Source organism: Streptomyces sp. NPDC050263 (assembly GCF_040655955.1).
Classification (GTDB): domain Bacteria; phylum Actinomycetota; class Actinomycetes; order Streptomycetales; family Streptomycetaceae; genus Streptomyces.
Window position 1 is genome coordinate 45,006 of the sequence record NZ_JBFAKW010000030.1, and the last position, 23,451, is coordinate 68,456.

At 71.8% G+C, this 23,451-nt stretch carries 21 protein-coding genes; 7 read left to right on the forward strand and 14 right to left on the reverse strand.

Going from position 1 to position 23,451, the window contains the following annotated elements; genetic code table 11:
- The first annotated feature begins 1 nt into the window (after nucleotide 1).
- Nucleotides 2-118: a CGNR zinc finger domain-containing protein gene (locus AB0J04_RS16425; RefSeq protein WP_363169147.1), complete on the forward strand. Its 117-nt coding sequence runs from the start codon at nucleotides 2-4 to the stop codon at nucleotides 116-118.
- Here AB0J04_RS16425 and AB0J04_RS16430 read toward each other — a convergent pair.
- Entirely contained in the window at nucleotides 82-1,458 is a 1,377-nt protein-coding gene (locus AB0J04_RS16430) for an erythromycin esterase family protein (RefSeq protein ID WP_363169101.1), read from the reverse strand. The two genes, AB0J04_RS16425 and AB0J04_RS16430, sit on opposite strands and share 37 nt — an antisense overlap.
- Nucleotides 1,459-1,711: 253 nt before the next feature.
- Between AB0J04_RS16430 and AB0J04_RS16435 the strand changes: the two genes are divergently transcribed.
- The 3 genes from AB0J04_RS16435 (at nucleotide 1,712) to AB0J04_RS16445 (ending at nucleotide 5,441) form a co-directional block, all read left to right on the forward strand.
- Nucleotides 1,712-2,965 carry an FUSC family protein gene (locus AB0J04_RS16435; protein WP_363169102.1) on the forward strand — a complete coding sequence of 418 codons (1,254 nt, stop codon included), beginning with the start codon at nucleotides 1,712-1,714 and terminating at the stop codon, nucleotides 2,963-2,965.
- A 45-nt stretch (nucleotides 2,966-3,010) separates the two neighbouring features.
- On the forward strand, nucleotides 3,011-4,069 hold the full coding sequence (locus AB0J04_RS16440) for a hypothetical protein (protein WP_363169103.1): 1,059 nt from the start codon (nucleotides 3,011-3,013) through the stop codon (nucleotides 4,067-4,069).
- A gap of 103 nt (nucleotides 4,070-4,172) precedes the next feature.
- Complete coding sequence (locus tag AB0J04_RS16445; protein ID WP_363169104.1) at nucleotides 4,173-5,441, forward strand: lactonase family protein; 1,269 nt, start codon at nucleotides 4,173-4,175, stop codon at nucleotides 5,439-5,441.
- Here the strand turns inward: AB0J04_RS16445 and AB0J04_RS16450 are convergent.
- The 3 genes from AB0J04_RS16450 to AB0J04_RS16460 are packed head-to-tail and all read right to left on the reverse strand — an operon-like array spanning nucleotide 5,409 to nucleotide 7,516.
- On the reverse strand, nucleotides 5,409-6,134 hold the full coding sequence (locus AB0J04_RS16450; RefSeq protein ID WP_363169105.1) for a DUF2470 domain-containing protein: 726 nt from the start codon (nucleotides 6,132-6,134) through the stop codon (nucleotides 5,409-5,411). The genes AB0J04_RS16445 and AB0J04_RS16450 overlap by 33 nt on opposite strands.
- 27 nt (nucleotides 6,135-6,161) lie before the next feature.
- Nucleotides 6,162-6,878, reverse strand: coding sequence for a hypothetical protein (locus tag AB0J04_RS16455; protein ID WP_363169106.1), 717 nt, complete (start codon nucleotides 6,876-6,878; stop codon nucleotides 6,162-6,164).
- A gap of 23 nt (nucleotides 6,879-6,901) precedes the next feature.
- Nucleotides 6,902-7,516 (reverse strand): TetR/AcrR family transcriptional regulator, encoded by a 615-nt coding sequence (locus tag AB0J04_RS16460; protein WP_363169107.1) that lies wholly within the window; start codon nucleotides 7,514-7,516, stop codon nucleotides 6,902-6,904.
- Nucleotides 7,517-7,624: 108 nt separating this feature from the next.
- Between AB0J04_RS16460 and AB0J04_RS16465 the strand changes: the two genes are divergently transcribed.
- On the forward strand, nucleotides 7,625-9,166 hold the full coding sequence (locus tag AB0J04_RS16465) for a cytochrome P450 (protein WP_363169108.1): 1,542 nt from the start codon (nucleotides 7,625-7,627) through the stop codon (nucleotides 9,164-9,166).
- On the opposite strand, the gene AB0J04_RS16470 is transcribed toward AB0J04_RS16465, so the two are convergent.
- From AB0J04_RS16470 to AB0J04_RS16515, 10 genes are all read right to left on the reverse strand, one after another.
- On the reverse strand, nucleotides 9,128-9,994 hold the full coding sequence (locus AB0J04_RS16470; RefSeq protein WP_363169109.1) for a pentapeptide repeat-containing protein: 867 nt from the start codon (nucleotides 9,992-9,994) through the stop codon (nucleotides 9,128-9,130). The two genes, AB0J04_RS16465 and AB0J04_RS16470, sit on opposite strands and share 39 nt — an antisense overlap.
- Before the next feature lie 25 nt (nucleotides 9,995-10,019).
- The gene (locus tag AB0J04_RS16475; protein WP_363169110.1) at nucleotides 10,020-10,763 is read right to left on the reverse strand and encodes a PIG-L deacetylase family protein; all 744 of its coding nucleotides are present in this window, start codon (nucleotides 10,761-10,763) and stop codon (nucleotides 10,020-10,022) included.
- A gap of 28 nt (nucleotides 10,764-10,791) precedes the next feature.
- Nucleotides 10,792-12,093 carry an alpha/beta fold hydrolase gene (locus AB0J04_RS16480; RefSeq protein WP_363169111.1) on the reverse strand — a complete coding sequence of 434 codons (1,302 nt, stop codon included), beginning with the start codon at nucleotides 12,091-12,093 and terminating at the stop codon, nucleotides 10,792-10,794.
- Between the two features lie 104 nt (nucleotides 12,094-12,197).
- Entirely contained in the window at nucleotides 12,198-13,232 is a 1,035-nt protein-coding gene (locus AB0J04_RS16485; RefSeq protein WP_363169112.1) for a LacI family DNA-binding transcriptional regulator, read from the reverse strand.
- Nucleotides 13,233-13,323: 91 nt separating this feature from the next.
- Entirely contained in the window at nucleotides 13,324-14,748 is a 1,425-nt protein-coding gene (locus AB0J04_RS16490) for a BNR repeat-containing protein (protein WP_363169113.1), read from the reverse strand.
- Nucleotides 14,749-14,793: 45 nt separating this feature from the next.
- The gene (locus AB0J04_RS16495; RefSeq protein ID WP_363169114.1) at nucleotides 14,794-15,114 is read right to left on the reverse strand and encodes an L-rhamnose mutarotase; all 321 of its coding nucleotides are present in this window, start codon (nucleotides 15,112-15,114) and stop codon (nucleotides 14,794-14,796) included.
- A 17-nt stretch (nucleotides 15,115-15,131) separates the two neighbouring features.
- Nucleotides 15,132-16,214, reverse strand: a complete 1,083-nt coding sequence (gene rhaS / locus AB0J04_RS16500; protein ID WP_363169116.1) for a rhamnose ABC transporter substrate-binding protein — start codon at nucleotides 16,212-16,214, stop codon at nucleotides 15,132-15,134.
- A 44-nt stretch (nucleotides 16,215-16,258) separates the two neighbouring features.
- Nucleotides 16,259-17,251 carry an ABC transporter permease gene (locus AB0J04_RS16505; RefSeq protein WP_363169117.1) on the reverse strand — a complete coding sequence of 331 codons (993 nt, stop codon included), beginning with the start codon at nucleotides 17,249-17,251 and terminating at the stop codon, nucleotides 16,259-16,261.
- The gene (locus AB0J04_RS16510) at nucleotides 17,244-18,338 is read right to left on the reverse strand and encodes an ABC transporter permease (protein WP_363169118.1); all 1,095 of its coding nucleotides are present in this window, start codon (nucleotides 18,336-18,338) and stop codon (nucleotides 17,244-17,246) included. The genes AB0J04_RS16505 and AB0J04_RS16510 overlap by 8 nt, the downstream gene beginning before the upstream one ends.
- The gene (locus AB0J04_RS16515; protein WP_363169119.1) at nucleotides 18,335-19,852 is read right to left on the reverse strand and encodes a sugar ABC transporter ATP-binding protein; all 1,518 of its coding nucleotides are present in this window, start codon (nucleotides 19,850-19,852) and stop codon (nucleotides 18,335-18,337) included. The genes AB0J04_RS16510 and AB0J04_RS16515 overlap by 4 nt, the downstream gene beginning before the upstream one ends.
- Before the next feature lie 282 nt (nucleotides 19,853-20,134).
- Here AB0J04_RS16515 and rhaI point away from each other — a divergent pair, with 282 nt between their 5' ends.
- Together rhaI and AB0J04_RS16525 are read left to right on the forward strand one after the other, a co-directional pair.
- Complete coding sequence (gene rhaI, locus AB0J04_RS16520; RefSeq protein ID WP_363169120.1) at nucleotides 20,135-21,295, forward strand: L-rhamnose isomerase; 1,161 nt, start codon at nucleotides 20,135-20,137, stop codon at nucleotides 21,293-21,295.
- 116 nt (nucleotides 21,296-21,411) lie between these two features.
- A complete protein-coding gene (locus AB0J04_RS16525) occupies nucleotides 21,412-23,451 on the forward strand; it encodes a bifunctional aldolase/short-chain dehydrogenase (RefSeq protein WP_363169121.1) in 2,040 nt (679 codons plus the stop codon).

The window sequence follows — 23,451 nt, forward strand, 5'->3', positions numbered from 1 at the left end:
GCTGTTCCTCGACGACTCCCAGGCCCGCCGCCGCCGTTGGCGCTCCATGGAGCGCTGCGGCAACCAGGCGAAGGTGGCCGGCTACCGGTCGCGCAGCAGGGCCGCCTCCACCCGGTGAAGATGGATCAGGACGTCGTGGCTGCGGCCCAGGGCGATCCTGAACTCCGGTCCCGGGTGGTCGGTGCCGATGAACCGCACCGGCCGCACGACGTCGAGCCACTCCCGGGCCGGTGCGGAGACCGACCGCAGGTCGACGACGTAGTCCCGGTACCGGACCTGGTCCAGCACGGCCTCGGCGGTGCCCGGTCCGGCCGGGCCCAGCGTCCACTTCCGCAGGTTCTGATCCGCGTCCAGGGCGTTGAACGAGCCGCGGTCGAAGGTGACCCCGACGCTCACGTACCCCGCCCCCAGCCGGTCGCGCAGGAACGCGCCCTGCATCCGGGGATAGGTGGCCGGGTCGAAGCTCTCGTAGCCGACGTGGGCGTCGTGCGCCGACAGCAGCACCTTGGTGCCGGTGTGCTCCCGCCACCACAGGACGTTCTCGGCCATCGTCCGGTCGCGCCACAGCAGGGAGGCGGCGTTCTGCTCCGGGTCCGCGAAGTCGTACGCGTACCAGCGGGCCGTCTGGTCGATGACCGCCGCGTACTGCACGGCCCGGTCGTGGGCCGCGCGGTCCGCGCCCGGCGGCTGCCCGCGCAGCAGTTCCAGGGCCTCGGCGGTGCGCCCGGCCTTCTCCCGGCGCTCGGCGAGCGGCTGGTCGTAGTAGCCCACCATGTACGTCTCCACCTTCACGGTGGGCCGCAGGCCGAGGTAGAGGGCGTCGAGACGGCTCGTCAGCTCCGGGTGGGCGCGGGCCACGTACCGGGTGACGTCGTCGTAGAGTTCGGGGCCGGTCCAGGCGAAGTCGTCGCCCATGAAACGGACCGGGTCCCCCGGATGGCGGACGTTGTACGCCCGCATCCATCCGACGAGCCGCAGGTACTCGGCGTTGTTCCACCAGAGGTACTCGCTCTGGAACTCGTCGCTCATGATGCGCCCGGGGTCGCCCGTGCCGTGCAGGACGTAGTCGTCCAGGCGCAGTCCGGTGCTCCAGCTGCCCTCCAGGGCGAAGGTGCGTACGCCCTTCTCCTCGACGAGGTGGCGGAAGACGCGGTCCTTGAGGGCGAAGAAGTCGTGGGAGCTGTGGGTGGCCTCGCCCAGCCCGACGACCCGGGCGGCGCCGATCATCCGGTCCAGGGCGCGCAGATCGCCGGTGTCGCCGCCCGGTTCGACGGTGTGCAGGGGGTGGGCGGCGCGGTCGAGGGCGGCGACGACGCCCGTGCCGTCCGCGGCGGTCGCGGCGGTCGCGGCGGAGAGGGAAGCGGTGGCCGGCGCGGCGAGGGCCGCGGCGGAGAGGGTGCCGAGGAGGGAGAGGACGATGCCGATGCCGGCGGCGATGCCGGTCCGGTGACGTTTCATGCTCCGAGCGTCCCGTCCCGGCGCCCGGCACACCATCCTGTGATCCACCGTCCGGGGGGGGCGGGCAGCCCGGGCGTGAGCGCGGGGGATTCCCTCCGCGCCCGCGTGCGCCCGGTGTCTTCCCCGGCCGGTGAGAACGATCTAGGCTCGCTCGCGGACAGTTCCGGTCCTCGATGCAGCCGATGGTCCGTCGGGTCCCGCGAGGTGGTGGAGAGACGTTCGAGGCTGCCGAGGAAAGGGAACGGGACTGGCGATGCGAGATGTACGTGAGCGTGCGGCGCCGCTCGTGCGGTGGGCACGCCGCTACCGGGAGCCCAGTGTCGTCCAGGCGCTGCGATCCGCCGCCGCGGCCACGGTCGCGTATGTCATCGCGCTGCGCCTGAGCCCCGAATCGCTCCCGCTGACCGCGCCGCTGACGGCGCTGCTGGTCGTCCAGGTCACCCTGTACGCGACGCTCACCAACGGGGTCCGCCGGGTGAACTCGGTGGTGGCCGGCGTGCTCGTCGCCATCGCCTTCAGCCTCCTGGTCGGGCTGACCTGGTGGAGCCTCGCGCTGCTGATCATCGCCTCGCTGGCGGTGGGCCATCTGGTGCGGGTCGACGAGTACGTCCCCGAGGTCGCGATCAGCGCCATGCTGGTGCTGGGGGTCACCACCGTCGGGGACACGGCGTGGGCGCGGGTGGTGGAGACGCTGATCGGCGCGGTCGTCGGGCTCGCCTGCAATGTGCTGCTGCCGCCGCCGGTGTGGGTGGAGGAGGCGGGCGAGTCGATCGAGGGGCTGGCCCGCCGGCTGCGGCAGCTGATGCTGCGCATCGGCGAGGAGGCCGCCGGACGCACGCCGGTCGAGCAGGCGGCCGCCCGGCTGCACGAGGCCCGCCGCCTGGACCACGACATCGTGTCGGTGGACGCGGCCCTGCGGCAGGCCGAGGACAGCCTGCGGCTCAACCCGCGGGTCCGGGAGGGGCTGCTGCACCGGGTGGTGCTGCGCACCGGTCTGGACACGCTGGAGATCTGCACGGTCGTGCTGCGGGTGCTCGCCCGGACCCTCACCGACCTCGCCAAGGAGCGCGAGCCGCAGCCGCTGTTCCCGCCCGAGATCGGCGAGACCGTGGAGCGGCTGCTGTCGGAGATCGCCGACGCGGTGGTCAGCTTCGGGGTGCTGGTGACCACGTCCGTCAGCCTCAACGCGGACGCCGCCGAGGCCCGGCTCAGCGCCGAGCTGCGGCAGGCCGCGGCCACCCGCGACAAGCTCGCCCAGCTGCTGCTGGAGCAGCTCCAGCACGACGCCCGCCAGTGGCAGCTGCACGGCGCGGCGCTGACCGAGGTCAACCGCATCCTCGACGAGCTCGACACCGAGCACCGCTCCCGCCGCCTCCTGGAGGAGCTGGACCTGGTGTCACGGGAGCAGCGCGAACGGATGCCCCGGCTGACCCGGCTGCGCGAGCGGCTGGGCGTTCAGGAGCAGCTGTGGCGGAACCGTACGGGGATCGGCGGGCGTTTTCACTGAGGGAGCGCCGGGCGGGGCCGGCGCGCGACGCGAGGGAGCGGGCCGATGGCCGACACAGCCGTACGGATCGACGGGGACACGCTGAGGCTGCCGGGCGGGGTGGCGGTGCGGTTCATGCGCACCCTGCGACTGCCGGAGAGCGGTACGCACGACCTGCCGCCGGGTCTCGGCGTGTTCCCGGTGCGGCGGGTGTCCGACCACCCCGACACGGTGCCCGCCGACTGGCTGGCGCGCGGTGGCGTGATGCTGCCGATGTACCTGCGCGAGGCGATGTGGCTGAGCTTCGGGGGCTCGGCGGAGCCGGCCGCGCTCCAGGTCGGCGCGGGCAAGGTGTGCGCGGTCTCGGGCAAGCCGTGGAGCGACCGGCTCTCCCGTGATCCGCAGAACTACGTCACGCTGCCCCGGCAGCCCTGGCTGGACGGCATCAACTCGGGCCGGGGCACGGTGCGCCAGTTCGTGGCGGTGCCGCTGGGGCTGGGGGCGACCGTGGAGGGCCAGGTCACCGGCGAGGAGGTCTGGGGCGGGGTCCAGCTGCAGTCGTTCCCGCTGAACGAGCGCAAGCGCGCCGAGTGGCGCGAGGCGGAGCGGCGCCGCTCCCTGGAGACGAGCAGCGTGAAGTCGGTGCGGGCCGCCGGATACGGCGCTCCGCCCGCGCCCGGCGCGGCCCCGATGATGCCTGCCGCCGCCCCCGCTCCGGGGAGCGCGCCGCGGGCCAGGGCGGCCGCGGCGATGGGCCTGGGGGTGGGCGGTTCGATGCGGCAGGAGGTCTACAAGGACGTCCGTCCGGTCGCGGACTACGCGCAGACGCCCGGCGCCCGGGTCTTCGTGCACCTGGTGACACCGCCGGAGTGGCGGCGCATCACGGGCGAGGCGCCCCCGCCGTCCCCGGTGGACCGCGCCGCGTACACCGCGGCCGGGCTGCCCTGGTACGACTACTACGACAACGACGCGCACGACGTGGCCCCCAGCGACACCCTGGCGGCGGTGCAGCCGGTCGGCGACTGGCTCGGCGACGACCTCGACCCCTGGCAGCCGCCCGCCCCCGGCCAGGTGCACCACCTGAAGGACACGCCGGGGAAGCCGGTGACGGACGGCGACTGGTAGCCCCGCTCCCCCGCCTTCGGGTTTTCCGCTTTTGCGTTCGACGGCCGGTCCGGGTCAAGGTGGCAGTCACGGCGGAGACGGACGACGACCTGAGGTGCTGGCAATGGGCAGTGGGACGCAAGCGGCGTGCGGCGGCGGTCCGAGCAGGCGCCGTTTCGTCGGACTGCTGGGCGGCGCGGCCGCGGCTTCGGCCCTGGCCGCGTGCGGGAACGAAGGCGACTCGCCCGACGCCCAGGGAACCCCGGAGGCCCAGGAAGCGCGGGAGGCCCGGCAGGGCGCGCCGAAGCAGCCGTCGTCGTCCGCGTCGCAGGAGCCGTCGCCCTCCGCCTCGGGGAGTCCGTCCGGCCCCCGGCCCCTCTACCTGGGCACCTACACCTCCGCCGAGGGGGGCGGGAAGGGCATCGGCGTCGCCTCGTACGATCCCGCCTCGGGGCGGATCACCGGCCGGGGCACGATCACCGGCGTCCCGGACCCGTCGTACCTCGCGGTGCATCCGAACGGCGGCACGCTGTACGCGGCGAACGAACGCGAGCGCGGCGTCGTGACCGCCGTACGGCTGTCGGATCGGAAGGTGCTGGGCAGCAGGGCCACGGGCGGGACGCACACCTGCCAGGTGTCGGTCCATCCGAGCGGCCGGTGGCTGCTGAGCGCCGACTTCGGCTCGGGCAGTGTGGCCGTGCACCCCATCGAAGCCTCGGGGGCGCTCGGCGAGCGCACCGACCGGGTCGTCCACAGCCGTCCGGCGCCCCGGTCCGGCCAACAGGGGCCGCACGCGCACCAGTTCATCACGTCCCCGGACGGCGGCCATGTCCTCGCCGTCGACTTCGGCACGGACACGGTGTACAGCTACCGCCTGGACGGCACGGCGGGGACCCTCACCGAGGTCGCGCAGGCGCACACCCGGTCGGGCGCCGGTCCGCGCCACCTCACGTTCCATCCCGGCGGCCGGTACGCCTACCTCGCCGACGAGGCCGACGACACGGTCGCGGTCTGCTCCTACACCCCGTCGAGCGGCCGGCTGACGATCGGAAAGCCGCAGTCCACGGGCTCGAAGGCGGACCCCAACTACCCGGCGCAGCTGGCGGTCACGCCGGACGGCGGGTACGCGTTCCTCGCCAACCGCGGCGACAACACCCTCGCGCGGTACGCGGTGGAGGCGGACGGGGCCCGGCTGCGGCTGCTCGGCACGGTACCGGTGGAGGGGGACTTCCCTCGGCAGCTCGCGCTCTCGCCGGACGGCGGTCTGCTGTTCGCCGCGAACCAGCGCTCCGGCACGGTCAGCGTCTTCCGGGTGGACGACGCGAAGGGTGAACTGCGGCTCGCGGGCGAGCCGTTCGCGTCACCCGTCGCCGTCTGTGCGCTGCCGCTGTAGGGCTCGCGGGCAGGAGGCGGCGGCCGCCTGGGTGAGCAGGACGTGCATGCGCTCGGTGAGTTGGGAGACGTCGTCGGCGGGCCTGTGGAAGGGCAGGCGTACGTCGCCGTGGGCGCGGGCGCGCTCGATGCGCAGTGTCAGCCCATGCCGGTCCACGGCGAGCGGCTGGACCCGGACGGCGCCGTGCAGGCTGTCGCGGTCGACGAGCCGGGTGAGCCGCTCCACGGCGTCGGGGTGGGAGTCGGCGAGATGCGTGAGCAGCTGCGCCTCGGCGGTGGCGAGGGGGTCGGGCTCGGCCTCCGCGAACTCGTCGAGGCCGACGACGACCGCGCCGGAGGGCTGTTTCAGCACCACGCGGGTCGCGTGGAAGACGAGCGTCTCGTCCTCGGGGGCGAACCAGCCGGCCAGCCAGAGCCGGGCCCGGATACGGTTGCGGACGGGGACGGGGGCGACGTCGCCGAACTCCAGCACCGCGGACGGCTCGCCGCGGGGCGCGCAGATCGCCGCGGTGAGCAGGGCGCTGTCCTCGGGCACGTGCAGGATCACCCGCCCGTCCTCGTCGACGGTGTGCGCACCGACGAACTCCTCGCGCCCGCCGTCCGCGGTCACCGCGCAGGACCACGAGGCCGCGAGCACCGAACGGGCCCGCTCGGCAGCGGCAGGCACGGCAGCCCAGCTTTGGCTGTCACCCATCCCAAAACCTCCTTAGGTAAGCCTTGCCTAACCTATCGGAGATCCGTGCCCGCGCCAACCGCCGTGGCCACACCCGTCGGGTTCGGGCATCAGCCGCCGGCCTTCCGGAGTGAAGGTGAAGGTGTCGTCGAAGGGGCCTTCGTCGCCGCAGCGCACGGCGAGCAGGATCGGCTGCGCGCGCTTCGGGGGCCACTCCCCGTCCGGCTCCGTGCCGTTCCAGAGGTGGAACCACACCACCGGCTCCGCGGGATCCGGCCCGAAGTAGCCGAGCGTCTTGCCGTAGTACGGGTTGGTGCCGCCCAGCAGCAGGGCCGGCTCCCCGAACTCCGTGGTGACGTCCGGCCAGGTGCGGTCCTCGGCCGCCCACGGGCGCGCCCGGTCACGCACGCGCGCGTGGGCGTCCGCGTCGAGGACGCGGTCCGGGTGAAGCCAGCCGCGTCGGCGCGCGAACTCCGCGTACACCGACGCCGGTTCGTCGTTGTCGACCCTGTGGCCCGGCACCATGTCCCGGAAGACGCCCTTCACCCCCGTGCTCCTCCCGGAGCGATCGAGCCAGGACCGCCACTGCTCGTCCCACGCTTTGGTGTCCCGCTCGACGAACGCCAGATGCCCGAAGGCCACCCACAAGGCCGCCTCGCCCCCGTACATACCAAGGCGTCTCAGCATCGAGTTCACCTGCTCGACCAGGTGGGCGTGGATGTCTTCGGCGCTCGCGAGGAAGTCCGGGGCGTCGGAGGAAGTCATCCCCCATTCTCCCCCGCCGACGATCATCCCGGTGGGGAAATGACCCCCAACAACGCCCGGGCGCACAACTCCCGGACCTGCTCCCGCGACAGGTCCGAGCCGCGCAGCCACTCCAGGCAGACCGCCGTCGTGAACGCCAGCCAGCCGCGCACCGCCAGCCGTACGTCGGGGCGCTCGCCGAAGAGCGGGCCGAACTCCGGGTCGGCGCCGAGGGCCGCCAGGATCTGGCGTTCCTGCGCCTGGAGCGCCCGCCGGTAGACCTTGCGCACGGCCTGGTCGCCGGCCGCGTCCGCGCGGTGGAAGGCGCGGTAGCCGTGCGCGTGGGTCTCCACGTACTCCAGGTAGGTGTCGAGGCCGGAGGCGAGCTGTTCGCGGACCGGGATGCCGGGGACCGCCGCCGTCATGCGCAGCATCCGCTCGCTCTCGCGCTCGACGACCGCCGCGAAGAAGTCCCGCTTGGTGGGGAAGTAGTGGTAGAGGAGGCCACGGGAGACGCCCGCGATCTCGGCCACCTGCTCGATCCAGACCTCGTCGTACGGACTCTCCGAGAACAGGCGCGCGCCGACCGTCAGGAGCTGTTCCCTGCGTTCCCCGGTGCTGAGTCGGCGCCGGGTGCGCTCGCCCTGGTTCGCGGCCATGCCCGCACTTTACTTGACGCCGGTTCAACGACAGGACCAGACTGAGCCGCGTTATTGAACCCACGTACAACATGCTCAACCTGCCGCTGCATCAAGGGAGATCGCGTCATGGCGGAGACGGGGACGACGACCGAGGGCGGACTGCCGAAGGGGTTCCGCGGCGCGGAGCAGGGCTGGCCCGAGCTGGAGCGCATTCCGCATCCGCCGCGCCGGATCCCGCTGCTCGGCGACATCCTGGGCGCGAGCCGGCGCACGCCCCTCCAGGACTCCCTGCGGTACGCCCGGCAGCTGGGGCCGATCTTCCGGCGCAAGGCGTTCGGCCGGGAGTTCGTGTTCGTGTGGGGCGCGGCGCCGGCCGCCGACATGGCGGACGAGACACGGTTCGCCAAGCACGTGGGGCTCGGCATCGCCAATCTGCGGCCCGTCGTCGGGGACGCGCTGTTCACCGCGTACAACCACGAGCCGAACTGGCAGCTGGCGCACGACGTCCTGGCCCCGGGCTTCAGCCGGGAGGCCATGGCGGCCTACCACCCGATGATGCTCGACGTGGCCGAGCGGCTCACCGGCCACTGGGACCGGGAGCTGGCCGCGGGCCGGGCGGTGGACGTGCCGGGCGACATGACCAAACTGACCCTGGAGACGATCGCCCGCACCGGCTTCGGCCACGACTTCGGCTCCTTCGAGCGCGCCCGGCCGCACCCCTTCGTGACGGCGATGGTGGGCACCCTCACCTACGCCCAGCGCCTCAACACGGTCCCCTCCCCCGCGCTGCTGCGGCGGGCGACGCGGCGCAACGAGGCCGACATCGCGTACCTCGACCGCACCGTCGACGACCTGGTGCGGGCCCGGCGCGACACGGGCGGCGGGGACGGCGATCTGCTCGACCGGATGCTCGACACCGCCCACCCCGAGACCGGCGAACGGCTGTCGGCGCAGAACGTACGGCGGCAGGTCATCACCTTCCTGGTGGCCGGCCACGAGACCACCTCCGGCGCGCTCTCCTTCGCCCTGCACTACCTTTCCCTCAACCCGCCGATCGCGGCCCGCGCCCGCGCCGAGGTGGACCGGGTGTGGGGGGACACGGCCGTGCCGGCGTACGAGCAGGTGGCGAAGTTGCGTTACGTCCGCCGGGTGCTCGACGAGGCGCTGCGGCTGTGGCCGACGGCGCCCGCCTTCGCGCGGGAGGCCCGGGCGGACACGGTGCTGGCCGGGGAGCATCCCATGCGGCGGGGCGGCTGGGCGCTGGTCCTCACCGCCATGCTGCACCGGGATCCCGAGGCGTGGGGGCCGGACGCCGAACGGTTCGACCCGGACCGCTTCGACGCGGCGGCCGTACGCGCGCGTGCCGCGCACAGCTACAAGCCGTGGGGCACCGGGGCGCGGGCCTGCATCGGCCGGCAGTTCGCGCTGCACGAGGCCACGCTGGTGCTCGGGCTGCTGCTGCGCCGCTACGAGCTGCGGCCGGACCCGGCGTACCGGCTGCGGGTCACGGAACGGCTGACGCTGATGCCGGACGGGCTGCGGATGCACCTGGAGCGGCGCACACCGATGCCGGCGTCGACGTCGACGCCGGCAGGCGTGCCGGTCGACGAGAAGGCCGCGGGGGCGTCCTCAGAGCCGCGGTGTCCAGTGCACCGGGCGGGTGACTGACTCGGGCAGGCGGGTGCCCGTGCTTCCCCGGGCGGCGTTCAGCTGCGGCTGGGTCAGGAAGAGCGCGTCGGTCAGATCGGCGTCCGTGAGGTCGGTGTCGCGCAGGTCGGCGCCTATCAGGTCCGCTCCGCGCAGGTCGGCGCCGGTGAGGTCGGCCGCGATCAGGTAGGCGCCGCGGAGGTTCGCGCCCCGCAGATCGGCGCCCTTGAGGCGGGCGCCCATCAGGTCGGCGCCCCGGCGCTCCTTCTTGCGCCCGCCGATGCCGGCCCGGGCCAGTTCGCTGGTCTTCAGGAGCAGCACGTTGACGTTCTGTCGGTGTGCCGGGACGTCGAGCGCGGCCAGGTCGTCCGGGTCCAGCCGGGTGAGTGCCTCCGTCGTCTCCAGGGCCCGGCCCAGGTCGCCGTGGATCGGGCGGGCGGCGGGGAGGGTGAGCGCCTCGGTGAGGTACCAGAGGAGTTCGTGGAGCTGCCGGACGACCGGGAACACGTCGGTCATCCGGCGGGCGTCCTCCCGCGAGGCCGTGCGCCGGTCCCGGCCGCCGAAGGTGAGCTGCGAGACCTTCTGTCCGGCGCCGAAGCAGTCGTAGACCGTGCAGCCGGTGAAGCCCTTCTGCCGCAGCCGGGCGTGGATGCCGCAGCGGTGGTCCTCGCCCAGGTTGGGACACGCCTTGCCGGCGGGCTTGTCGATGGCGAAGTCCGCGGAGCGGGCGAAGGGCAGGGCCACACAGCACAGGCCGAAGCAGTTCTCGCAGTCCCCGCGCAGTCCGGCCCGGTCCGCCGTCTCGTCCGCCGTCGTGTCCGCCGCACCGTCCGCCGTCGTGTCTCGCATGCCGTCCACCCTACTGACCTGCGGTCTACCGGTTGAACAGCTCGAAGGCCACGGCCGGGCGGCCGCCGAACCGCTCGCCGACGGACTTCGCCACCCCGGTCAGGAATCCCCGCACGTAGGTCTCCGGATCCTCGTCGGTCAACGCGGCGATGTAGGCGCGGTGCTCCAGCAGCGAACCCACCGCACGCTCCAGGCCCGCCGACGCGTCCACCGCGTGGCTGGGCGTCGCGGACCCGGCCACGGCGACCCAGCGCACGCCGTTCCAGGGTTCGAGGCCCTGCTCGACGAGTTCCGGGAAGATCCAGCGGTTCCCCGCGTCCCCGGCCGCGTCGAGGACCGCGCGGCCGACGGCGACGTGGTCGGGGGTGTTCCAGGCGACCCCGCCCCAGGTGTCGCGGTGGTTGAGGGTGATGACGAGTTCGGGGCGATGCCGGCGGATCGCGGCGGCGATGTCCCGGCGCAGGGCAAGCCCGTACTCGATGACGCCGTCCCGGTGGTCCAGGAACTCGACCGTGGAGACGCCGACGACGGCCGCGCTCGCCCGCTGCTCCCGCTCGCGCAGCGGGGCGCACTCGGCCGGCGGGACGGTGTCGATGCCCGCCTCGCCGCGGGTCGCCAGCACATAGGCGACCTCGCGGCCGGCGTCGGTCCAGGCGGCGACGGCCGCGGAGCACCCGTACTCGAGGTCGTCCGGATGCGCCACCACGGCCAGGGCACGCTGCCAGTCCTCGGGCATGGGCTGGAGCTGGGGAACAGTCGGCTCGGTCATGCTCGAAGACTAATCCGTGACACTGACATCACGCCTCGTCACGGGTCAGGGCGAGCAGCCGGTCCAGGACGCGGGGGCCGCCGGCCCGTACGCCGTCGTGTTCGAACTCGTCCGTGACCCAGGTGCGCAGGCCGCGGATCGCGCGGGCGGTGCGCAGGGAGTGGGCGGTGTCGACGTAGAGGTCGTCGTGGTAGATCGCCGCCGCGACCGGGACCTCGTTGGCGGCGAGGCGGGCGGAGTCGTACAGGGGCGGCCAGTCGGTACGGGCGGCGAGGAGTTCGGCGGTCTCGCGCAGCGGGCGCAGCGCGGGGTCGGTCTCGAACATCCAGGGGTGGATCGTTTCGCCGGTCAGCAGCAGGGGTCCGTCGCCGGCCAGCGTCTTCGCCGCGTCGAACTGCGGGAACTCGGCGCGCACCCGCTCTGCGGCCCAGGCGGTGGGACGACCGTCCTGGCCGTAGACCGCCTCGTGGACGAGGGCGTAGAGGGGGTGTCCGGCGTAGGAGAGAAGGCCCTGGATCTCCTCCTGGAAGGCGTCGGACAGCTCCGGCCCCCGCGGGGTGGGGACGAACGCCTCCTCCAGGAGGTGGTGCAGTCGATGGCTGCCCTCGCTGCCCCCGAGGAGGATGCCGAGGGTCTGGAAGGCCTCGACGGTGAGGCGGTAGCCGCTGGGGAGGGTCACCTCGTGGTGGAGGAGGTGGTCGGCGATGCGGCGGGCGCGTTCGACGTCCTGCGGGTAGCGGGCGTAGTGCGCGGCGACCTTGCACTCCATGCGCGGGTAGGCGGCGCGGTAGACGTCGTCGGCGTGCGCGTCCAGCGAGGGCAGGCCGCCGGTGATCACGGCCGCGGCGAGGCCCTCGGGGGCCGTCGAGAGGTAGGTGACCGTGCAGAAGCCGCCGAAACTCTGGCCGAGGACGGTCCACGGGGCGCCGCCGGTGACCTCGCGGCGGATCAGCTCGCAGTCCCGGACGATGGAGTCGGCCCGGAAGCGCGCGAGGTGGGCGGCCTGTTCGGCCGGGCCGCCGCGCAGCGGGAGCGTCTGGCGGTTGGCCGGGGTGGAGTGGCCGGTGCCCCGCTGGTCGAGCAGGAGGACCCGGTACTCCTCCAGCGCGCGGCCGAGCCAGGCCGACTTGCCGACGAAGCGGTTGGCGCCGAAGCCGGGGCCGCCCTGGAGGTAGAGGAGCCAGGGCAGATCCTGGCCGGACTTGTCGCTCGCGACGACCTCACGGGCGTAGAGCCCGATCGTCTCCCCGGCCGGGTCGGCGTGGTCGAGGGGCACGGTGAAGCGGCGGTCGGTGAGTACGACGCCGGGCTGGCGGTAGCTGAGGGGCAACAGGGGTCTCCTGGGACGCTCGGTGTGCGGGCCGCGTCCCAGTTCAGCACATGTCCGGACGGCGCCGGAGCCCGGGGGATCATGAACGGCTACTGAACGGCCGCTCAGCGCGCCGAGAGGCTGGACCTGCGCACCACCAGCTCCGGCTGGAGCACCACCCTGCGGTGCTCGTGCGGGGCGACGCCCACCCCGGCCTCGGTCTCCTCCGTCTCCTCCAGCAGCATCTCGGCGGCCAGGGCGCCCATGGTGACGGCGGGCTGACGGACCGAGGTGAGGGGGACGGCCGCGGCGGCCGCGAACTCGATGTCGTCGTAGCCGACGATGGCGAGGTCGTCGGGGACGCCGACGCCGGCCGCGTACATGGCCTGCAGGACGCCGAGGGCGAGCAGGTCGTTGGCGCAGAACACGGCGGTCGGGCGGTCGGCGAGGCCGAGGAGGCGGGCGCCCGCGTCCCGGCCGGCGGCCACGTCGAGCCGTTCGGTCGGCAGTTCGCGCAGGGCCTCGGGCCCGAGGCCCGCCTCGGCGAGCGCGTTCAGGGCGCCGGTGCGGCGGTCGCGGACCTGGGTGAAGCCGGGCGGGCCGCTGACGTAGGCGATGGAGCGGTGTCCGGCGTCGATCAGATGCCGCACCGCGAGCGCGCCGCCCGCCACGTCGTCCACCGACACCGAGCATTCGGTGGTGCCCTCGGAGACCCGGTCGACGAGCACGAAGGGGATGCCGTGCCGGCGGAAGGACGCGATGTTGCGGCCGGTCGCGTCGGCCGGGGTGAGCAACACGCCGCGCACCCGCTGCTCGGCGAAGAGCGACAGGTACTCGGCCTCCTCGCCGACGCTCTCGGCGCTGTTGCAGACCATGACGCCGAGCCCGGCGTCCCGGGCGGCCCGTTCGGCGCCGCGGGCGACGTCGACGAAGAAGGGGTTGCCCATGTCGAGGACGAGCAGCCCCATGATCCGACTGCGCCCCGCGCGCAACTGGCGGGCCGACTCGCTGCGGACGTAGCCGAGCCGGTCTATCGCCGAGAGCACCCGCGCCCGGGTCTCCGTGGCGACGGTGTCCGGGCGGTTGATGACGTTGGACACCGTGCCGACGGAGACTCCGGCGGCGCGGGCGACGTCCTTGATACCCACCGAATGGGCCATCAGGCGGGGACCTCCAGGTGAACGGGGCACGGCGGGACGGCCTTCACATTACCGTCATCCCGCCGCACCCCTGTCCGGGGCTCTGTCCGGGTCATGCGGGCAGCGCGAAGTCGATGACATGGAGCGCCGACGGGGTCGTCCCGCTGGATTTCTCCTGGTACATGAACGACAGCACGTTGTCGGCCTTGACCCGCAGTTCGTCGATGACGACCTCGCCGAAGGCGTTGAGGCCGCTGCCGTCGAAGAGGACCGTCCAGTCGGTGTAGCCGGAGGCCTTGGAGGCGCCGGCGATCCGGCCGAACGGGAAGATCGCGTAGGCGTTGTCGTACTTGTCCAGGATCAGCTTGGTGCGCTGGCTGGAGCCGAGGACGACGGGGATCTCCGTCTTTCGCCAGGTCCCGGCGGAGTTCCTGCGGACGTGGAAGGCGCGGCCGCCCGCGGTGCGGTCGCTGACATAGTCGGTGGTGCACTGGCCGAAGCGGCCGGGGACGTAGCTGATGATCGCGTGCGGCAGGCCGGTGGAGTCGACGGCCTGGCTCTCCTGGTTCATCAGGGAGTGGTCGGGGTTGAGCGCGTCCACGACGAGTCCGCTGTCCGTGACGGCCACCTTGTCGGAGCCGCCCGTGGTGCCGACGGCGGTGCCCGCGTTGTTGCGCCAGGTCCGGCCGCGGTCGTCGGAGTAGACGTAGCCGGTGTCGTGGTTGGTGATCCCGCCGCTGGAGCACATCACGGCGCCGTTCTGCTCGCGCCAGGTGAAGAACGAGTGCAGGCGGCCGTCGACGTCGTAGTCGATGCCGTGCAGGTACATGTTGCGGACGGTCGACGAGCCGTGCTCGCTGGTGTAGGTGCCGGTGGAGCTGGACCACTCGCCGAGGTTCGTCCAGGTCGAGCCGTCGTACTCGGCGAGCGCGTTGCGGCCGTTGCCGGAGATGCCGACCCGGTAGCTGAGCTGGAGCCTGCCCTCGGGGGTGGCGACGAACTGCGGGTAGGTGAACTGGGTGGTGAGCGCGAGCCCGTCGAGGGTGGTCTGGACGGCGCCGAAGACGGACGAGGTCCAGGAGGTGGTCGCCGGGTTGTCGAGGAGTCCGGCGGTCGACTTCACGTAGAAGAAGCCGTCGCTGTGGGAGTCCATGTTGAGGTGGAGCCGGCCGTCGACCTTGGAGACGCCCATGGAGATGACGTTGTGCGAGTCGCTGGCCTTGAGCTGGTGCGAGAGGGTGACGGTGGACCAGGTGCTCCCGCCGAGGACGCGGCGGGCGACGACCGCGTTCTTGGTGGAGGTGTACCAGGCGGCGTACTGGTAGCCCTTGTAGGTCAACAGGCCTTTCTTCTGGAACGAGTTGTTGTTGACCAGGCCGTCGTAGGAAACGAAGAACACGGCCGTGGCGTCGAGTCGGGTGGTGGCCTTCTTCGTGACCGAGGGGCCGGGGTCGGCGGCGCGGGCCGTGCCGGCGGCGAGCACGGGGGAGGCCGCGGCGCCGAGCAGGGCGCCGGCCAGGAGGGTACGTCGTCTCATCGCGGGGACTCCGTTGTCGTACGAGAGCACGGGGACGGGGAGGTGTCAGGCGAGGTGGAACACTTCGGTGAGCGGTTTCATCGCCTCGTCAGGGCGGGATCCGTCGAGGGACTCGAAGAACGGGGACATCTCGGCCTGCCAACGGGCGTTGACGTCGGTGGCCTCCATGCCGGCGAGGGCGGCTTCGAAGTCCTCGGTCTCCAGATAGCCGACGAGCAGGCCGTCGTCTCTCAGGAAGAGCGAGTAGTTGTGCCAGCCGGTGGCCGAGAGTGCGTCGAGCATCTCGGGCCACACGGCGGCGTGGCGTTCGCGGTACTCGGCGAGGCGGTCCTGTCGGACCTTGAGCAGGAAACAGACGCGCTGCATGAAGTACCGCTCCAGGGTCAGAAGTTGAACTGGTCGATGTTCTTGGCGTCGAACACGGTCGGCTTGCCGAGGCTGATCACGCCGTCCTTGCCGATGGTGTACGTGGTGCCGCCGGCCTTGAAGGTCTCGCCCTCCTTGCCGGTGATCTGGCCCGAGACCAGCGCCACGGCCGTCTGCGCGGCCAGCGCGCCGAGCTTCGAGGGGTCCCACAGCTCGAAGGCGTCGACGGTGCCGTTCTTGACGTAGTTGCGCATGTCGTTCGGGGTGCCGAGGCCGGTCAGCTTGACCTTGCCCTTGTACTTGGAGCCCGACAGGTACTGGGCGGCCGCCTTGATGCCGACGGTGGTCGGGGAGATGATCCCCTTCAGGTTCGGGTACTCCTGGAGCAGTCCCTGGGTCTGCTGGAAGGACTGCTGGGCGTCGTCGTTGCCGTACGCGACCTTGACGAGCTTGACGTCCTTGTACTTGGCGTCCTTGAGCTCGTCCTTCATGAAGTCGATCCAGGTGTTCTGGTTCGTCGCCGTCTGCGCGGCGGACAGGATCGCGATCTCGCCCTTGTAGCCGATCTGTTCGGCGAGCAGCTGCACCTCGGTGCGGCCCAGGTCCTCGGCGGACGCCTGCGAGACGAAGGCGTTGCGGCACTCGGGGTTGGTGTCCGAGTCGTAGGTGACGACCTTGATCTTGTTGCTCATGGCCTGCTTGAGCGCGGTGCACAGGGCGCCCGGGTCCTGCGCGGACACGGCAATCGCGTCGACCTGCTGCTGGGTCAGGGTGTTGACGTACGACACCTGCCCCGAGGTGTCCGTGGCGCTGGACGGGCCGACCTCCTTGTAGCTGGAGCCCAGCTCCTTGAGGGCCGCCTCGCCGCCCTTGTCGGAGGAGGTGAAGTACGGGTTGTTGACCTGCTTCGGCAGGAAGCCGACGGTCAGGCCCTTCTTGGTGGCCGCGTTGGGGTCGGCCTTGCCGCCGGAGGCCGCCGAGCCGGTGGACTCGTTCTTCACGTCCTCCTTGGTGGTGCCGCCGCAGGCGGTCGCGGCGAGCGAGAGGGAGGAGACGACGGCGAGAACCGCACAGGCACGGCGGAGGGATGACTTGCGCATGGTGGTGTCGATCCTTTACGAGGAGGGCTGAGGAGGACTGTTTCTCAGGCCGTCGGGGTCGAGGCTGCGGCTCTACGCCCTGCCCTGGCGACGGAGATCTGCCGTGCGACCCGGGGGCCGAGCACGGAGACGACGAGCAGAACGCCGGTGACGACGATCTGCGACTGTGCGGAGACGTCCTGGAGGCTCATGACGTTCTGGAGCGCGCCGAGCAGGAAGACGCCGGCGATGGCGCCGCCGAGCGTGCCCTTGCCGCCGTCGAAGTCGATGCCGCCGAGCAACACGGCGGCGATGACGGAGAGTTCGAGGCCGGTGGCGTTGTCGTAGCGGGCGCTGGCGTAGTGCAGGGCCCAGAAGACGCCGGTGAGGGAGGCCATCAGGCCGGTCACCGTGAACAGGATCAGTTTCTGCCGCTTGACGCGGATGCCGGCGAACCGGGCGGCCTCCTCGCTGGCGCCGGTGGCGAACACGGAGCGGCCGAACGGGGTGGCGTGCAGCACGACCACGGCGATCGCGAGGAGCACGACGAAGGGCAGGAAGGCCTGCGGGAGGAAGCTGTCGCCGACCCGGCCGGCCGCGAAGTCCAGGTACTGGGTGGGGAAGTCGGTCACCGCGTCGGCGCCGAGCACGATCTGTGCGATGCCCCGGTAGGCGGCGAGGGTGCCGATGGTGACGGCGAGCGAGGGCAGGCCCAGGCGGGTCACGAGCAGACCGTTGATCAGCCCGCAGACCACGCCGAGCAGCAGGCAGATCGGGATGATCGCCTCGATGGTGAGGCCCTGGTTCCACAGGGCGCCCATGACCGCGCCGGACAGACCGGCCGTGGAGGCCACCGACAGGTCGATCTCGCCGGAGACCACCAGGAGGGTCATCGGCAGGGCGATCAGCGCGATCGGCAGGGTGTTGCCGATCAGGAAGGACAGGTTCAGCGCGTTGCCGAAGCCGTCGACGAAGGAGAAGGAGAACAGCAGCAGGACGATCAGGAGGGCGCCGACGACCGTGTCCCAGCGGACGGCGCGGGTGAGCGACTCAGGCATGGCCCGCGTCTCCCTTCTTGACGGTGGTCTTCTCGGGGGCCGTGGTGGTCCTGGCGGCGGCCGACTTCTTCTTCAGGGCCGAGGCCACCCGCACCGCCACGACCCGGTCGACGGCGATGGCGAGCAGGAGCAGCACGCCGTTGATGGCGAGCACCCAGACCGAACTGACGCCGAGGGCGGGCAGGACGCTGTTGATGGAGGTGAGGAGGAGCGCGCCGAGGGCCGCGCCGTAGACGCTGCCGGAGCCGCCGGTGAAGACGACTCCGCCGACCACGACGGCGCTGACGACGGTGAGTTCGTAGCCGTTCGCGGTGCTGGAGTCGACGTTGCCGAACCGGGCCAGGTACATCGCCCCGGCGAGGCCGGCGAGGCCGCCGCAGAAGGTGTAGGCGACGAGGATCCGCTTGCGGACCGGGATGCCGGCGAGACGGGCGGCCTCCGGGTTGGAGCCGAGCGCGTACAGCTCGCGCCCGCTGCCGAAGTGCTTGAGGTAGTAGGCGGTTGCCACCAGGACGGCGACGGCGATCAGGGCGAGGTAGGGCACGGCGGAGAGGCCGCCGGAGCCGAAGTCGACGAAGGAGCCGGGCAGGTCGGCCGCGGTGATCTGGCGGGAGCCGACCCAGATGGAGTCGATGCCGCGGATGATGTACAGCGTGCCGAGGGTGACGACGAGGGCGGGCACCTGGCCGAGGCTGACGAGGAGGCCGTTGAGGAGCCCGAAGCCGACGCCCGTCAGGACCGCCAGCACGATCGCGATCACCGGGTTGCCGCCGCCGTGCAGATAGGTGCCCGCGGCGAAGGCGGAGATGCCGAGGGTGGAGCCGACCGACAAGTCGACGTTGCGGGTGATGACGACCAGGGACTGACCGGTGGCGACCAGCACCAGGATGGTCGCGTTCAGCAGCAGGTCCTTGATGCCCTGCTCGGACAGGAACTCGCTGTTGCCGGCCTGGGTGACGGCGATCATCACCAGGAAGACGGCCAGGATGGCGAGTTCGCGCATCCTGAAGACGCGGTCGACCAGCCGGGTGCCGCTGGACTTCGGCGCCTCGGCGACGGGCGCCTCGTGGGGCGTGGTCACCGTCATGCGGCGGCCCTCCCGGTGGCTGCGGCCATCACGGTTTCCTCGGTGGCTTCGGTACGGGGGATCTCTGCGGTGAGCCGGCCCTCGTGCATCACCAGCACACGGTCGGCCATGCCGAGGATCTCGGGCAGGTCGGAGGAGATCATCAGGACGGCGACCCCGTCGGCGGCCAGCTCGCTCAGCAGCCGGTGCACCTCGGCCTTGGTGCCGACGTCGATGCCGCGCGTCGGCTCGTCGACGATCAGCACCTTCGGCCCGGTGGCGAGCCACTTGGCGAGGACGACCTTCTGCTGGTTGCCGCCGGACAGCGTGTTGACGGTGTCGGCGATCCGGGCGTACTTCACCTGGAGCTTGACCGCCCAGTCGAGGGACCGGCTGCGCTCGGCCCCGCGGTCCATCAGACCGGCCTTGACGGTCGTGCGCAGGCCGGTGAGGCCGATGTTCCGCTCGATGGACATGTCCATCACCAGGCCCTGGGCCCGCCGGTCCTCGGGAACCAGGGCCAGGCCCGCGGACATCGCGGCCGACGGAGCGCCGTTGGTGAGCCGGCGGCCGTCCACGAAGACCTCCCCGGCGTCCCAGCGGTCGATGCCGAAGACCGCCCGGGCGACCTCGGTGCGCCCGGCGCCGACGAGTCCGGCGAGGCCGACGATCTCACCGCGCCGGACCTCGAAGGAGACGTCCGTGAAGACGCCCTCGCGGGTCAGCCGGCGCACGCCGAGAGCGACCTCGCCCGGGGTGACGTCCTGTTTGGGGTAGAGCTCGTCGAGGTCGCGGCCGACCATCCGGCGGACCAGATCGTCCTCGGTCATGCCCTCGACGGGCTCGCTGGCGATCCAGGCGCCGTCGCGCAGGGTCGTGACCTGCTGGCAGATCTGGAAGATCTCCTCCAGCCGGTGGGAGATGAAGAGCACGGCCGCGCCCTGTTCGCGCAGCGTGCGCACGACCCCGAAGAGACGGGCGACCTCGCTGCCGGTGAGGGCGGCGGTCGGCTCGTCCATGATCAGGACGCGGGCGTCGAAGGAGAGCGCCTTGGCGATCTCGACGATCTGCTGGTCGGCGATGGACAGCCCGCGCGCCGGGCGGTCGGGATCGAGGTCGACGCCCAGGCGGCTCATCAGAGCGGCGGTCGCCGCGTGGGTGGCCTTGTGGTCGATACGGCCGAGGGCGCGTCGGGGCTGGCGGCCCATGAAGATGTTCTCGGCGATCGAAAGGTCGGGGAAGAGCGTGGGCTCCTGGTAGATCACGGCGATGCCGGCGTCGCGGGCGTCGCCGGGACCGTGGAAGGCGACGGGCTCACCGTCGAGCAGCACCCGACCGGCATCGGGTCGGTGCACCCCCGCAAGGGTCTTGATGAGGGTCGACTTGCCCGCGCCGTTCTCCCCGGCGAGGGCGTGCACCTCACCGGGGAACAGCTCCAGGGAGACGCCCCGCAGGGCGCGTACGGCCCCGAAGGACTTGGTCACGTCCTTCAGTGCCAGCACCGGGGGTGCTCCCGTGTCGGACGGGTGGGTCATGGGTGGCTCCTCGACGACGTCCGCGAAGCGTTCCCACCCGGAACCGGGGGGCCGTCACGACGTCGTGAAAGGTTTCAACTGGATTGCCGGGACGTTAGGCATGGGGGGCATGTCACGTCAATGGGTCCGTCTCGAAAAGTTTTCGATAGCCGAAGGTCACGTTGGAGTCACGGGCAACGGTCCTGGACGAAGGGGTTGACACTCCTCCGACGGCCTCATAGCTTCCCGTTCTGAATCGTTTCATCCGGGAGCTGTTCCGGACCGATGTCTCAGGAGCCCGAAGTGACCGACCTCTCCGCGGTGAAGGCCGCGCTGAAGACCCAGGCCGTCGAGACGCCGTCGTGGGCGTACGGGAACTCGGGGACCCGCTTCAAGGTGTTCGCGCAAGCGGGCGTCCCGCGCACCCCGCAGGAGAAACTGGACGACGCGGCGCAGGTGCACGCGTTCACCGGCGTGGCCCCGACCGTGGCGCTGCACATCCCCTGGGACAAGGTGGAGGACTACTCCGCACTTGCGAAACATGCCGAGGACCGGGGCGTGCGGCTGGGGGCCGTCAACTCCAACACCTTCCAGGACGACGCCTACAAGCTGGGCAGCGTCTGCCACCCCGAGGCGGCGGTCCGGCGCAAGGCGCTCGATCATCTGCTGGAGTGCGTCGACATCATGGACGCGACCGGCTCCGCCGATCTGAAGCTGTGGTTCGCCGACGGGACGAACTATCCCGGGCAGGACGACATCCGCGAGCGGCAGGACCGGCTGGCGGAGGGGCTGGCCGAGGTGTACGAGCGGCTCGGGGACGGGCAGCGGATGCTGCTGGAGTACAAGTTCTTCGAGCCGGCCTTCTACGCGACGGACGTCCCGGACTGGGGCACCGCGTACGCGCACTGTCTCAAGCTCGGCCCGAAGGCGCAGGTCGTGGTCGACACCGGGCACCACGCGCCGGGGACCAACATCGAGTTCATCGTCGCCACGCTGCTGCGGGAGGGGAAGCTCGGCGGGTTCGACTTCAACTCGCGGTTCTACGCCGATGACGACCTCATGGTGGGGGCCGCCGATCCCTTCCAGCTGTTCCGGATCATGTACGAGGTGATCCGGGGCGGCGGCTACACGCCCGATGTCGCCTTCATGCTCGATCAGTGCCACAACATCGAGGCGAAGATTCCGGCGATCATCCGGTCCGTGATGAACGTGCAGGAGGCCACGGCGAAGGCGCTGCTGGTCGACCGGTCGGCGTTGGCTGCGGCTCAGGCTTGCGGGGATGTGCTGGAGGCGAACGCAGCGCTGATGGATGCGTACAACACGGATGTGCGGCCGTTGCTTCGTGAAGTGCGGGAGGAGATGGGGTTGGACCCCGAGCCCATGTCTGCTTACCGGCGGTCCGGGTGGGCGGAGAAGATCGTTGCCGAGCGGGTCGGTGGGGAACAGGCGGGGTGGGGGGCGTAAGCGTCTGCCGGGACCTGTTCGTCGCGGACTGCGGGCCCGTTGTGGCTGGTCGCGCAGTTCCCCGCGCCCCTTTCGGGGCGCCCCCCTCACCCGCGTTCGAGAAGTAAGGAATCTGCATGACCACCCACCCCGAAGCCGCCGCCCTCCTTGCCCGATCCCATCGGCTCGGCGCTGATCCGCGCAACACCAACTACGCCGGCGGGAACACGTCCGCCAAGGGCGCCGACACCGACCCCGTGACGGGTGGGGACGTCGAGCTGATGTGGGTGAAGGGGTCCGGTGGGGATCTCGGGACGCTCACCGCGGCGGGGCTCGCCGCGTTGCGGCTGGATCGGCTGCGGGCGCTCGTCGACGTCTACCCGGGGGTCGAGCGCGAGGACGAGATGGTCGCCGCGTTCGACTACTGCCTGCACGGCAAGGGCGGGGCGGCCCCGTCCATCGACACCGCCATGCACGGACTCGTCGACGCCGCGCATGTGGATCACCTCCACCCCGACTCCGGGATCGCGCTCGCCTGCGCGGCCGACGGGGAGAAGCTGACCGCCGAATGTTTCGGGGACACCGTGGTGTGGGTGCCCTGGCGGCGGCCCGGATTCCAGCTGGGTCTTGACATCGCCGCCGTGAAGGCCGCCAACCCGCAGGCCGTCGGGTGTGTGCTCGGCGGGCACGGGATCACCGCGTGGGGCGACACCTCCGAGGAGTGCGAGCGCAACTCGCTGCACATCATCCGTACGGCGGAGGCGTTCCTGGCGGAGAAGGGCCGGGCCGAGCCGTTCGGGGCCGTCCTCGCCGGGTACGAGGCGCTGCCCGAGGGCGAGCGGCGGGCACGGGCCGCCGCGCTCGCGCCGTATGTGCGGGCGATCGCCTCGCAGGACCGGCCGCAGGTCGGGCACTTCGACGACTCCGAGGCCGTCCTCGACTTCGTGGCGCGGGCCGAGCACCCGCGGCTCGCCGCGCTCGGCACGTCCTGCCCCGATCACTTCCTGCGGACGAAGGTCCGGCCGCTGGTGCTGGACCTGCCGCCCAGCGCCTCGGTGGAGGACTCGGTCGCACGGCTGAAGGAGCTGCACGCCGAGTACCGCGAGGAGTACGCCGCCTACTACGGGCGGCACGCCCTCCCCGACTCCCCCGCCATGCGCGGCGCCGACCCGGCGATCGTGCTCGTTCCGGGCGTGGGCATGTTCTCCTTCGGCAAGGACAAGCAGACCGCCCGGGTCGCGGGCGAGTTCTACGTCAACGCCATCAACGTGATGCACGGGGCCGAGGCGGTGTCGACGTACGCGCCGATCGAGGAGTCGGAGAAGTTCCGCATCGAGTACTGGGCGCTCGAGGAGGCCAAGCTCCAGCGGATGCCGAAGCCCAAGCCGCTCGCCACCCGGGTGGCCCTGGTGACGGGGGCCGGGAGCGGGATCGGGAAGGCCATCGCGCGTCGGCTGGTCGCGGAGGGCGCGTGTGTCGTCGTCGCGGATCTGAACGGCGAGAACGCCGCCGCCGTCGCGGAGGAGCTCGGCGGGGCCGACAAGGCTGTCGCCGTCACGGTCGACGTGACGTCGGAGGAGCAGATCCGGCAGGCTTTCCAGGCTGCCGCGCTCGCCTTCGGCGGGGTCGACCTCGTCGTGAACAACGCCGGGATCTCCATCTCCAAGCCGCTGCTGGAGACGTCGGCGAAGGACTGGGACCTCCAGCACGACATCATGGCCCGAGGCTCGTTCCTCGTCTCGCGGGAGGCGGCGCGGGTGATGATCGCGCAGGGGCTGGGCGGCGACATCGTCTACATCGCGTCGAAGAACGCCGTCTTCGCCGGACCCAACAACATCGCCTACTCCGCCACCAAGGCCGACCAGGCCCATCAAGTGCGGCTGCTGGCCGCCGAGTTGGGCGAGCACGGGATTCGCGTCAACGGTGTCAACCCCGATGGCGTGGTGCGGGGGTCCGGAATCTTCGCCGCCGGCTGGGGCGCCCGGCGCGCCGCCGTGTACGGGGTGGAGGAGGAGAAGCTGGGCGAGTTCTACGCGCAGCGGACCATCCTCAAGCGTGAGGTGCTGCCCGAGCATGTCGCGAACGCCGTCTTCGCCCTCACCGGCGGGGAGTTGACCCACACCACCGGTCTGCACGTCCCGGTCGACGCCGGCGTCGCGGCCGCCTTCCTGCGGTGA

What these genes read in the sequence shown, in the direction of transcription:
- AB0J04_RS16495 (WP_363169114.1), bottom strand. Translation starts at nt 15,114, where the DNA reads ATGCAGCGCGTCTGTTTCCTGCTCAAGGTCCGACAGGACCGCCTCGCC.
- AB0J04_RS16435 (WP_363169102.1), top strand. Translation starts at nt 1,712, where the DNA reads ATGCGAGATGTACGTGAGCGTGCGGCGCCGCTCGTGCGGTGGGCACGC.
- AB0J04_RS16510 (WP_363169118.1), bottom strand. Translation starts at nt 18,338, where the DNA reads ATGACGGTGACCACGCCCCACGAGGCGCCCGTCGCCGAGGCGCCGAAG.
- AB0J04_RS16470 (WP_363169109.1), bottom strand. Translation starts at nt 9,994, where the DNA reads ATGCGAGACACGACGGCGGACGGTGCGGCGGACACGACGGCGGACGAG.
- AB0J04_RS16475 (WP_363169110.1), bottom strand. Translation starts at nt 10,763, where the DNA reads ATGACCGAGCCGACTGTTCCCCAGCTCCAGCCCATGCCCGAGGACTGG.
- AB0J04_RS16450 (WP_363169105.1), bottom strand. Translation starts at nt 6,134, where the DNA reads ATGGGTGACAGCCAAAGCTGGGCTGCCGTGCCTGCCGCTGCCGAGCGG.
- rhaS (WP_363169116.1), bottom strand. Translation starts at nt 16,214, where the DNA reads ATGCGCAAGTCATCCCTCCGCCGTGCCTGTGCGGTTCTCGCCGTCGTC.
- AB0J04_RS16515 (WP_363169119.1), bottom strand. Translation starts at nt 19,852, where the DNA reads ATGACCCACCCGTCCGACACGGGAGCACCCCCGGTGCTGGCACTGAAG.
- AB0J04_RS16430 (WP_363169101.1), bottom strand. Translation starts at nt 1,458, where the DNA reads ATGAAACGTCACCGGACCGGCATCGCCGCCGGCATCGGCATCGTCCTC.
- AB0J04_RS16465 (WP_363169108.1), top strand. Translation starts at nt 7,625, where the DNA reads ATGGCGGAGACGGGGACGACGACCGAGGGCGGACTGCCGAAGGGGTTC.
- AB0J04_RS16455 (WP_363169106.1), bottom strand. Translation starts at nt 6,878, where the DNA reads ATGACTTCCTCCGACGCCCCGGACTTCCTCGCGAGCGCCGAAGACATC.
- AB0J04_RS16485 (WP_363169112.1), bottom strand. Translation starts at nt 13,232, where the DNA reads ATGGCCCATTCGGTGGGTATCAAGGACGTCGCCCGCGCCGCCGGAGTC.
- AB0J04_RS16505 (WP_363169117.1), bottom strand. Translation starts at nt 17,251, where the DNA reads ATGCCTGAGTCGCTCACCCGCGCCGTCCGCTGGGACACGGTCGTCGGC.
- AB0J04_RS16445 (WP_363169104.1), top strand. Translation starts at nt 4,173, where the DNA reads ATGGGCAGTGGGACGCAAGCGGCGTGCGGCGGCGGTCCGAGCAGGCGC.
- AB0J04_RS16440 (WP_363169103.1), top strand. Translation starts at nt 3,011, where the DNA reads ATGGCCGACACAGCCGTACGGATCGACGGGGACACGCTGAGGCTGCCG.
- AB0J04_RS16525 (WP_363169121.1), top strand. Translation starts at nt 21,412, where the DNA reads ATGACCACCCACCCCGAAGCCGCCGCCCTCCTTGCCCGATCCCATCGG.
- AB0J04_RS16460 (WP_363169107.1), bottom strand. Translation starts at nt 7,516, where the DNA reads ATGGCCGCGAACCAGGGCGAGCGCACCCGGCGCCGACTCAGCACCGGG.
- AB0J04_RS16490 (WP_363169113.1), bottom strand. Translation starts at nt 14,748, where the DNA reads ATGAGACGACGTACCCTCCTGGCCGGCGCCCTGCTCGGCGCCGCGGCC.